We start from the raw sequence: 10,726 nt of genomic DNA, 5'->3' as shown, positions 1-10,726 counted from the left end.
ACTGGCCGCCGAGGTGGAGCAGGTGCTGGCGATGGCCGGGCTGAGTCCGCAGGCCCTGGAACTGGAGATCACCGAGAGCTGCGTGATGGCCAATCCGACGATGGCCGCCACGCAACTGGCCCAGTTGCGCGCGATCGGCGTGTCGTTGGCGATCGACGACTTCGGCACCGGCTACTCGTCGCTGTCGTACCTGCAGCGCTTCCCGCTGTGCACGCTGAAGATCGATCGCAGCTTCATCAAGGACCTGCCGGGCGACCCCGACGCCGGCGCCTTGACCGCCGGCATCATCGGACTGGCGCAGCGACTGCGCATGACGGTGGTGGCCGAAGGCGTCGAGACGGTCGAGCAGCTGGGCTTCCTGCGCGCCAACCACTGCGACCAGATCCAGGGCTACTACCTGAGCAAGCCCATCGGCGCGGCCGACATGAGTTTGTTTCTCGCACGCGATGTGCGCAATCTCGTGAGTCCCACGGTGGCGGCCTGACAGGCCGACCTGCTTGAGATTCACCTGCCATCGGGCGGCATCTCCGCCGCCTGTCACGTTCCTGCCCCTCACCCAAGGAGTTGATTCGATGCATCAGACCACCCAAAGCCCGGCCCTGGCCAAGACGCTTGCCGCGATCGCCAGCCTCGACCTGGAGCCCATCAAGTTCAAGATCGCCTGCAAGGACGAAGGCTACGGCTGGACGCCGGAACACACCGCGCAGATCGAGCTCGCCTATCGGCGCTTCCTGATGCTGCTGGCGCGCTACCCGGCGTCGCAGCTGGCACCGACGCGCGACATCGACAAGTTCTGGCACGCGCACATCCTGGACACGCGCAAGTACGCCGCCGACTGCCAGCAGCTCTTCGGCGAGTTCATCCACCACCATCCTTACCTGGGCATGCGCGGTGATGCGGACGTCCTGGCTCAGGCCGCCGATTCACTGGAAGTGCTCTACCGCAATGCCTTCGGCGAGGAACTGCCGGGCAATGCGGCCGCCTGGTGCGGCAGCGAAGTTCGCGCCGACAAGGCGGTGGCCTGGTGCGGCAGCGAAGGCCCCACCGACAAGGCCGCGGCGTGGTGCGGCAGTGAAGGTCCCACCGACAAGGCAGCCGCATGGTGCGGCAGCGAAGTGCGCACCGACAAGGCGGCGGCCTGGTGTGGCAGCGAGGTCCGTGCCGACAAGACTGCAGCCTGGTGCGGCAGCGAAGTCCGTGCCGACAAGGCCACGGCCTGGTGCGGCAGTGAGGTGCGCGCCGATGGCAGCCTGGAAACTGCCGCCAGTCATTGAGTCAGTCACTGAGCCGGCAGGGAAGTGCGGCTCACTCTTCGTCCAACGCAATCAGGCCTTCGCGGATGGCCCATCGCACCAGCGAGGGCATGTCCGCGAGGTCCAGCTTCTGCATGGCGCGGTTGCGGTAGGTGTCCACCGTCTTGGGCGACAGATTCAGCGCATGGCCGATGGCCGCGCTGGTGCGGCCGCGTGCCGCCAGCGTTAGCACCTGGCTCTCGCGGGGCGTGAGTTCGGGTTTGCCGTCGGGCGACCCGGTCAGGCCCAGCAGCGCCAGATCGGCTTCGTCGGGCGCCAGATAGCGCTGGCCTTGGGCCACCGCGTCGATGGCGGTCAGCAAGATCGTGCTGCGCGAGCCCTTCAGCACATAACCGAAGGCCCCCAGGCGCATTGCCGCGGCCACATCGGCGGGACGCCGGGACATGCTGATGATGACCGTGCGCACCGCCAGATTGCGATCCCGCAGTTCGACCAGCAGTTCCAGGCCGGAGCGCTCGCCCAGGCCCAGGTCGAGCAGCAGCACTTGCGGTGCCATGGCGCTTATGCCGGCCAGCGCCGAGGTCAGGTTGTCGGCTTCACCCACCACTTCATGTCCGGCGTTCTCGACCATCGCGCGCAGGCCATCGCGCACCAGGGCGTGGTCGTCCACCAGGAAGATGCGGGTCATCGGAACCTCTGTCTCATTGCTGTAACGGACCGGCCGTGACTGCGCTGATGCCGCTGCGGGCGGCCGGGTTCACCGAGCCATCGTACTCCTCACACTTCGTCGGTCAGTGTCACTGTTTTGCTCTGTCGGCGTCACTGTTGTCAGGCCGCCACCGCGGTGGGACTGCCGGGCGCGCCAGGCCAGACCACAGCACTGCATCGCTCGGTACATCGCTTCGGCAGCACGTGCCTGCAGCGGCGGGACATGCGTGCTCACCACCATGCTGTGAAACACGGACAGCCTGCGCGACATCGGCGCGAAGCTGGTGCGTGTCCACAGGGCCCGGCCATCGCCGCGCAGCCACTTGACCGGCGCGACCCAGGTGGCGCCCGCGTCCAGCGTGGCCCAGATGTCGCGCAATACCTCGCCCGGCATGTCGGGATGGCGCAGCGCTTCCAGCGGCTGCCCCAGCAGTTCGCCGCGCCGGTAGCCGCAGGCCTCTTCGAATTCGGGGTTGACATGCTCGATGCAGTGCGCTGCATCGAGCGCCAGCACGCACACCGTGTCATGACCCAGGGTCTGCAGCTCTGGTGTGTCCGCGCTTGTCCCGATGTCCATGTCGAATCCCTCGTCGCCTTGCTTCGATGCCAGGATGTCGGCAATTGCTGGCTGTCGCTCCATTCACTCGGAGTGGGGAAATCTCGATGTCGCGGGCCAGGATTCGGCGCGCGATGCACAGCATGCAAATACCCGCCCCCAGCAGTGGCATGCGGGGTTAGGATGGTGCAGTGCAGCGGGCCCGGCCGGCAATGAGACTGGCCGCAAAGGGAGGCACCATGCGCCCAGACGACGCTATGGCGAGTGGCAGTACGAGTAGCAGTACGAGTGGCAGTGCGAGTGGCATTGCGGATGGCAGTACGACAGCACTTGTCCTGTCCAACGATCCGGCCACGGCCGCGATGCGGCGGCGGGCCATGCTCGCGGTGCTGGTGTCTGCCATCGTCTTTGTGGTGCTGGTGCCCTTTGCACGGCAGGCGTTGCCGCCGGTGCCGGGCTTCATTCCGGTCTACCAGTCGATGCTGATCCTGGCCGACCTGATCACTGCGCTGCTGCTGTTCGGCCAGTACCGCATCACGCGGCCGGCAGGCATGGTCTGGCTCGCCGCGGGCTACCTGTTCACGGCCCTGCTGGCCGGCGTGCACCTGCTCACCTTCCCCGGGCTGTTCGCCGCCGGCGGCCTGCTCGGTGCGGGCATGCAGAGCACCGCCTGGCTGTACATGTTCTGGCATGGCGGGTTTCCCTTGTTCGTGATCGCCTATGCGGTGGTGGGCCACCGAGTGATGTCGCGCTCCGGTGCCAGGCTGGCCGGGCTGGTGCTGATGCCGGCATCGGTTGTTGCGCTGGCGGCGCTGGCGACGGCCGGTCAGGGATGGCTACCGCCCATCATGAGCGGCCAGCACTACACGCCGGCGATGCTGGGCGTGGTCGGCTGCGTCTGGTTGAGCTGCCTGGGCGCGCTGGTGGCCTTGTGGCGGCATCGCCGGCGCAGCGTGCTCGACCTGTGGCTGCAGGTCGTGATGTGCGCGTGGTTGTTCGACATCGGCTTGTCGGCCGTCTTCAATGCCGGCCGCTACGACCTCGGCTTCTACGCCGGTCGCCTGTATGGCCTGCTCGCGGCGACCTATGTGCTGATGGAGCTGCTGGTGGAGCATGCCCGCCTGCACCAGCGCCTGGTCGAGCTGCACGGGGCCGAACAGCTGCGCGCGGCTGAGCTGGCCGCGGCCCGCGACGCCGCGCTGGCGGCCGACGAGGCCAAGGGGCGTTTCCTGGCCACCATGAGCCACGAGATCCGCACGCCGATGAATGCCATCCTCGGCATGACCCACCTGGCGCTGGAAACCGACCTGAACCCGCGGCAGCGCGACTACCTGAACAAGGTGCAGTCCGCCTCGAAGGCGCTGATGCGCCTGCTCGACGACATCCTCGACTACTCGAAGATCGAAGCCGACAAGCTGACCCTCGAGGACGAGGTCTTCGACCTGGAGGCACTGATCGACAACGTGGCCAGCCTGCACTCGGCGCGGGCCGAGCAGGCCGGGCTCGCGCTGCTGGTGGAGTTGCGCGCCGGCCTGCCGCGGCGCGTGATCGGCGACTCCCTGCGCATCGCGCAGGTGCTGAACAACCTGGTTAGCAATGCCATCAAGTTCACCGCCCGCGGCGAGGTGGTGCTGGGCGCTGAACTGATGGCGCAGGACGGCGCGTCGATGACGGTGCGCTTCTTCGTCAGGGACACCGGCATCGGCCTCAGCGAGGCGCAGTCGGCGACGCTGTTTGCACCGTTCACGCAGGCCGAGGCCTCCACGTCGCGGCGCTTTGGCGGCACCGGGCTGGGCCTGGCGATCAGCCAGCGCCTGACGAAGCTGATGGGTGGCCAGATGAGCATCACCAGCATGCCCGGCAAGGGCTCGGTGTTCAGCGCGACGGTGCGGCTGGCCGTTGCCGCCAAGGGCGACGAGGCGGCGCCGGCGCTGCCGGCCCGGGGCCTGCGCACCTTGCTGATCGACCCGCTGGAGACCTCGGCGCGCATCCTGCGCCAGATGCTCGAGTCCTGGCAATTCCCGGTCGTCACGGCCGATACCGCGCTGATGGCCTTGCAGCAGCTGCACGCGGCCGAAGCCGAAGGCCTGCCGTTCCAGCTGGTGCTGCTGGACGAGCGCACCGGAGCCATCGCCGACGACGGTGGCCTGGCCCACAAGCTGCGCCGCGCCACGCATCCGTCGGCGGCGAACCGGCCGGCGATCATGATCCTGGTGTCGGCGTCCAGCATGGAGCGCACGCTGGCGCTGGCCGGTGCGATCCCGGCCGACGGCGTGATCACCAAACCAACGACGCCCTCGCGCTTGCTCGACGCCATCGTCTGCCTGGAACGCGGCGGCCGCGATGTCGCCAGCCGCTCGGCGCCCGCCGCTGCGCCGCCTTCCGGCAAATTGCAGGCCTTGCGCGGCGCCCGGGTGCTGCTGGTCGAGGACAACTACATCAACCAGCAGGTGGCGGCCGAGCTGCTCGTCAACGCCGGTCTGCACGTCACCCTCGCCGGCAACGGCATCGAGGCGCTGGAACACCTGCAGGACGAAGCTTTCGACCTGGTGCTGATGGACGTGCAGATGCCGGTGATGGACGGACTGCAGGCCACGCGCCTGCTGCGCCGGCTACCGCATGGCGCCATCTTGCCGGTGGTGGCGATGACCGCCTCGGCGCGGGCCGAGGACCGGCAGGATTGTCTGAACGCCGGCATGAATGGGCATGTGGCGAAGCCGATCGACCCTGTGGCACTGGAGGCGATCTTGCTGAGCTGGATCACGCCCGCGCGGCTCGCACGGCGCCAAGGGCTGCCGACCACGACGGAGGGTGATGTCGCGGCCCTGGCGGCACGCCTGCCGACGATCGACGTGCCAGGCGCGATTGCCCGCGTCGGCGGCGCGCTGCACCAGTACCGGCAGCTGCTGCACACCTACACCCAGGCACACGGCAGCGAGGGCGAGCAGGCGCTGCGGCGCCTGGCGGACAAGGACCTGGTGGGTCTGGCGCGCCAGCTGCACGGGTTGGCCGGCGCCGCGGCAATGCTGGGCATCGACGAGGTCGCGCGGCTGGCGCAATCGCTGTCGCACATTCCGCACGACGCCGATCCGGACGAACTGTTGCAGCGCGTGCAGGCGCTGGCCGGCGCTCAGGCCAGCGTCATCGCCATGCTGGAGCAGCTGCCGCCGGTGGCGCAGCAGAGCGCACGCAGCCCGACATGACAGGCACAGGCCCGCGTGGCTTGCGCATGAAGTAGTCGAAGTCGGATTCGTCGGCCTGCGCAGGGCCGCCGCAAGGCGCCGGCCGCGTCATCGTCCAAGGCGCCCAGAACGTCCAAAACGCCCAAGGCGCGAAGAACGGGTGCGGGCAGGTGTCATGGTCACGCCATGGCGGGGCGAGCAGTGTCATCGGCAGCAGCCTCAAAGTGGCCAAGTGCCACATCTATCGACCATTGCACCACGCGGTTCAGTGCGCCGGTGTAGGGTGTTCTCGCCTGGGCACGTCCGGATCGACCTTTGAGATCTCACCGGTCTTGCGGCGCCGAGCGAGGGAGTTGTCGATCGTGTGCGTGGGGAGGTCTCGATCGCATGTAGGGCCGCGTACTTTGATGGGCATCAAGCGCATTGATTCGATCGATGCGTGCAGCCGTTGAAGAACGCGCTGAGTGCATTTGTTTGATCGATAGCCGCTCAAGCGCCGAACTAGCATGCCGATACATCGCGCATCCCGGCATGCCTTGGCCGCCGCCGATTGACGATGGCCAAGCTGCCGATCATTTCAACCACCAGGAATCAGAATGAACCGCACGTCCGCTTGGGCCCACAGACTGGCCGCCTTGACATTGACCTTGGGTTGCCTGGCCGCGCCGGCCTGGTCGAGCGAGTTGCCCGCCGACGTGCAGGTCAAGGTGGAGAAGGCGAAGAAGCGCCTCGCCGAACTTGCGGCCGACCCGGCCGTCGTCAGCGCCGTGCGCGAAGCCAATGCCCGCGACGGCGCCGGCATGACCAACGGCAAATGGGTCGACCTGGGCGACGCCGACCCCTTCGTGAAAACCATCCTGACCAGCAAAGTCAGCGGCCAGATCGCCCAGTGGGAAAAAGCCGACGACACGGTGAACAAGCTGATCCTGCGCGACCAGAAGGGCAATCTGATCGGCGCCAGCGTTCGCCCGCTGATCTTCAACAACGCCAGCCGTCCGGTCTTTGCCAACCCGATCAAGGGCCAGGTCTGGGCCGCCGGCGAAATCAAGCCCGACACGACGACGCAGATTCCCAGCGTGCATGTGGCCGCGCCGGTCATCGACGGTGGCAAGGCCATCGGCGTGCTGCAGGCCGGCGTAACGGCCAAGTAGCCGCAGCGTCTCGCGTTCCTTACTGAAGCAGCGGCCGGATCGTCGGCCGCCCAGGGAGTTCTCATGTTCAAGAATCTGAATGTCGGCGCCCGGCTGGCGCTGGGCTTTGCCGCGGTGCTGGCCTTGATGGTTGTCATCAGCGCCATCTCGCTCAGCCGTTTGTCGGCGATCAAGGCCGACCTGGCCGCGGTGACCGGCGAGGCCCCGGAGCGGCTGGCCACCACGCTGCGCGACCTGGCGCGCTACCAGGCCATGGCGCTGCGCGACGTGGTGATGCAGGACGATGTCGCGTTCAAGAAGAAGGAGTTCGACCTGATGAAAAAGGCGCGGGCGGACTACGACCGCACCGCGCAGACGCTGTCCGCGATGTTGACCGCGGGCGACGTGCCGATCAAGGCCGCGTTCGACAGGGCCGGGGCAGCCTTGGCCGCCACGCGGGCTCCCACCGAGAAGGCGATCGACCGCTCGATGGCCGACGACATGCCGGGAGCCGCCGAAGTCGTGCGCGACCAAGTGCGCCCGGCCCAGCTGGCGCATGTCGCGGCGCTCGACAAGGTGGTCGAGGCCATCCAGCAAGCCTCTCTGATTCGCAACCAGGAAGCCGATGCAGCCTACCGGCAGGCGGTGGCGACGATCGTGGCCTTGTCCATCGCCGCGCTGGCGCTGGGCGCGCTGATCGCCTGGCGCATCCAGCGCAGCATCACGCGGCCGCTGACTTTGGCCGTTGAAGTGGCGCAGGCGGTGGCCGGAGGCGACCTGTCGCGTGCCATCACCGTCGATTCCCGCGATGAAGTGGGCCATTTGCTGAATGCCTTGAAGACCGTCAACACGGGCTTGGGCCGCACGATGCTGCAGGTGCGCCAGGCCGCCGAGACGATGCAGACGGCATCGGCGGAGATCGCCGCCGGCAACTCCGATCTCAGCCAGCGCACCGAGCAGCAGGCCGCGAACCTGGAACAGACCGCGGCGTCGATGGAACAGCTGACGGCGACCGTGCGCAACAACGCCGACACCGCGCGCACCGCCGCGGAGATGGCCGGTTCCGCCAGCGCCGCGGCAGCCAAGGGCGGCCAGGTGGTGGCCCAGGTGGTCAGCACGATGCAGTGCATCACCGACAGCGCCAAGAAGATCGCCGACATCATCGGCACCATCGACGGCATTGCGTTCCAGACCAACATCCTGGCGCTGAATGCCGCGGTCGAGGCGGCGCGGGCCGGTGAGCAGGGCCGCGGCTTTGCCGTGGTCGCCAGTGAAGTGCGGGCCCTGGCGCAACGTTCGGCCCAGGCGGCCAAGGAAATCAAGACCCTGATCGGCACCAGCGTCGAGAACGTCGAGAACGGTTCGCGCCTGGTCAGCGATGCCGGCGCGACGATGGGCGACATCGTGACCCGAGTGCAGCGCGTGACCGCGCTGATCGGCGAGATCAGCCACGCCACGCTGGAACAGACCAGCGGCATCGGGCAGGTCAACCAGGCCGTCGCGCAGCTGGACGAAGTGACGCAGCAGAACGCGGCCCTGGTCGAACAGAGCGCTGCCGCCACCGAAAGCCTGAAGCTGCAGGCCGACAAGCTGGTCGATGCGATGAGCGTGTTCCGCATCGACATGCCCGCCACCGACCGCGCACTGGCGTATTGACCCCAACCCACCCAGAGGACTTCTCGATGAAGATATTCATGATCGGTACCCAGCGTTCGGGCTCGAACCTGCTGCGGCTGATGGTCAACCAGGCGCCGTCGATCGCGGCACCGCACCCGCCGCACATCCTGGAACGCTTTGCGCCCTTGCTGCCGAGCTACGGCGATTTGCGCGACGAAGCCGCCTTCGCGCGCCTGGTCGACGACGTGGTGCGGCTGGTCGAGCTCAACCCCGTGTCCTGGGGCGTGGCCTTCGATCGGGTCGACATCCGCCGGCGCTGCCGCGACAACAGCCTGGTCGCGGTCTTCGGCGCGGTGATGGACCGCATGGCCGAGGCCTATGGCAAGCCGGACTGGATGTGCAAATCGCTGGCCAACGTGCACTTCCTGCCGGAGATCGAGCGTTACTTCGGCGCCGATGCGCGCTACCTGTACCTGTACCGCGATGGGCGCGATGTCTGCCTGTCGTTCCTGAAGGCCGTGGTCGGCGAGAAGACGGCCTTTCATGTCGGCCGGCAATGGAATCTGGAGCAGCAGCTGGCGCTGGCCTGCGGCCGCCGCGTGCCCTCGTCCCAGTACCTGGCGCTGTCCTACGAGGAGTTGACTTGCAACCCCGAGTCGACGCTGCAATTGCTGTGCCGCTGGCTCGGCATCGACTTCCACCCCACGATGCTGGAGTTCCACGCCTCCGAGGAGGCGAGCAAGACGGCCGCTTCCGGCAAGCTCTGGGAGAACGTCAAAAAGCCGGTGATGTCCAGCAACACCCGGAAGTGGTTGAAGGGCATGTCCTGCGACCAGGTGATCGACTTCGAGTCGGTGGCCGGCCCCTCGCTGGCCGAGCTGGACTACGAGCTGGTGCTGGTCGGCAAACATGCCGCGGCGCGGCACCATGACGCGGAGGCCACCGCGGCGCTCGAACTCGAGAACCGGCGGCTCAAGGCCACGGTGAAGGCATCGATGCCGCCGGAAGACCTGGCCGCCCGCCAGCCGCAGGAAGACCTGTTGGCGGCGATCCGTTCACGCCTGGTGCTGGCCTGATGCAGCCCGACATCGCGACTCATCCGGCCGACGGCAGCCCGACGAAGGCGCGCCTGTTCGCCGATTGCGTGGTGTTGGGCCTCACCGCGTGGGGCGGCTTCATGGCGCTGCTGGCCCAGGCGCAGGAGCGCTTTGTCAAACAACGGCGATGGGTGTCGGAGAAGGAGTTCCTCGATCTGATCGCCCTGGTGACGATGCTGCCGGGACCGCAAGCGGTGAACGCGCTGGCCGTGATGGGCCACCGCCTGGCCGGCTGGGGCGGCTTCGCGGCGGCGCTGGTCGGCATCGTGTTGCCGAGCTTCTTCGTCATCCTCGCGCTGTGGTTCGGTTATTCGCTGCTGGCCGCTCATCCTGGCGTGCAGCGGGCGGTGACCCTCGGCGTGCTGCCGCCGCTGGCGATGATCCTCGGCCTGGCGGCCTTCAACCAGGCGAAGAAGGCCACGCCGGCGCGCCGGCAGCAGGCGCTGGCGGCGGCCTGCGCGGTGCTGCTGCTGGTGATCCCATTCTGGGCCGCACCGATCTGCGTGCTGGCCTTCAGCGCACTGGTGTCACTGTGGTTCTGGCCGGCACCCGCGCAGGCAGAGGCGGCCGCCGCCCGGCGCTTGCGGCCGCTGGAACTGGCGCTGTGCACCGCGCCGGCCGGGTTCGCGATCTTCCAGCTGGTCCCTGCGCTGCTGCCGCAGGCCCTGGTGGCCCAGGTCGGCCTGGCCTTCGCGGGCATGAGCACCACGCTCTTCGGCGGCGCGCTGGTGATGGTGCCTTTGCTGGAAGGGCTGATCGTCGACCACCTCGGCTGGTTGAGTCATGCGGGCTTCAGCGCCGGCCTCGCGGCGAGCCAGTTGACGCCGGGCCCGATCCTGGGCATTGCCACCTTCACCGGCATGGAAGTGGCGGGCTTCGCCGGCGCGGTGGCCGCTACGGTTGGGATTTATGGGCCGACGGCCGTGATCGCGGTCGGCGCCAGCCAGGTCGCCGATCGGCTCAAGCGTTTGCGCTGGTTCCAGCATGCGATGGTGGGTGTGCGCTGTGCCGTGGTCGGGCTGATTGCCGGCGCGGCGGTGTCACTGCTGATGAAGCTGCCGTTCCAGGCGTTCCCGTGGCAGACCGGCGTGCTGGTCGCCGCGGCCTATCTGCTGGTGTGGCGATTCAAGCAGCCGCCGTACATCTCGCTGCCGCTGGGCGCCGCGCTGGCCTGGCTGTTGCT

9 protein-coding genes are annotated in these 10,726 nt (G+C 67.9%); 7 read left to right on the top strand and 2 right to left on the bottom strand.

What is annotated here, in order from left to right; translation table 11 throughout:
• Together VLK61_RS29905 and VLK61_RS29900 are read left to right on the top strand one after the other, a co-directional pair.
• Positions 1–484, top strand: a 484-nt coding sequence (locus VLK61_RS29905) for an EAL domain-containing protein (RefSeq protein ID WP_325426975.1), incomplete at its 5' end; no start/stop codon positions are given.
• 88 nt (positions 485–572) lie between these two features.
• A complete protein-coding gene (locus VLK61_RS29900; RefSeq protein ID WP_325426973.1) occupies positions 573–1,274 on the top strand; it encodes a glycine-rich domain-containing protein in 702 nt (233 codons plus the stop codon).
• 31 nt (positions 1,275–1,305) lie between these two features.
• Here the strand turns inward: VLK61_RS29900 and VLK61_RS29895 are convergent, their stop codons facing one another.
• Together VLK61_RS29895 and VLK61_RS29890 are read right to left on the bottom strand one after the other, a co-directional pair.
• A complete protein-coding gene (locus VLK61_RS29895; protein ID WP_325426971.1) occupies positions 1,306–1,941 on the bottom strand; it encodes a response regulator transcription factor in 636 nt (211 codons plus the stop codon).
• A gap of 69 nt (positions 1,942–2,010) precedes the next feature.
• On the bottom strand, positions 2,011–2,601 hold the full coding sequence (locus VLK61_RS29890) for a PAS domain-containing protein (RefSeq protein ID WP_325426969.1): 591 nt from the start codon (positions 2,599–2,601) through the stop codon (positions 2,011–2,013).
• A gap of 293 nt (positions 2,602–2,894) precedes the next feature.
• Here VLK61_RS29890 and VLK61_RS29885 point away from each other — a divergent pair, with 293 nt between their 5' ends.
• The 5 genes from VLK61_RS29885 to chrA all read left to right on the top strand — a co-directional run.
• Positions 2,895–5,720, top strand: a complete 2,826-nt coding sequence (locus tag VLK61_RS29885; protein WP_325426967.1) for a response regulator — start codon at positions 2,895–2,897, stop codon at positions 5,718–5,720.
• A 614-nt stretch (positions 5,721–6,334) separates the two neighbouring features.
• On the top strand, positions 6,335–6,850 hold the full coding sequence (locus VLK61_RS29880) for a hypothetical protein (RefSeq protein ID WP_325426965.1): 516 nt from the start codon (positions 6,335–6,337) through the stop codon (positions 6,848–6,850).
• 63 nt (positions 6,851–6,913) lie between these two features.
• Entirely contained in the window at positions 6,914–8,485 is a 1,572-nt protein-coding gene (locus VLK61_RS29875; RefSeq protein WP_325426963.1) for a methyl-accepting chemotaxis protein, read from the top strand.
• A 26-nt stretch (positions 8,486–8,511) separates the two neighbouring features.
• On the top strand, positions 8,512–9,522 hold the full coding sequence (locus VLK61_RS29870) for a sulfotransferase family protein (protein WP_325426961.1): 1,011 nt from the start codon (positions 8,512–8,514) through the stop codon (positions 9,520–9,522).
• A partial coding sequence (gene chrA, locus VLK61_RS29865; protein WP_325426959.1) for a chromate efflux transporter occupies positions 9,522–10,726 on the top strand: 1,205 nt, incomplete at its 3' end. The genes VLK61_RS29870 and chrA, both read left to right, overlap by 1 nt.

The organism is Aquabacterium sp. (assembly GCF_035476535.1).
Taxonomy (GTDB): domain Bacteria; phylum Pseudomonadota; class Gammaproteobacteria; order Burkholderiales; family Burkholderiaceae_C; genus Pseudaquabacterium.
This window is presented reverse-complemented; position numbering and strand designations above follow the sequence as displayed.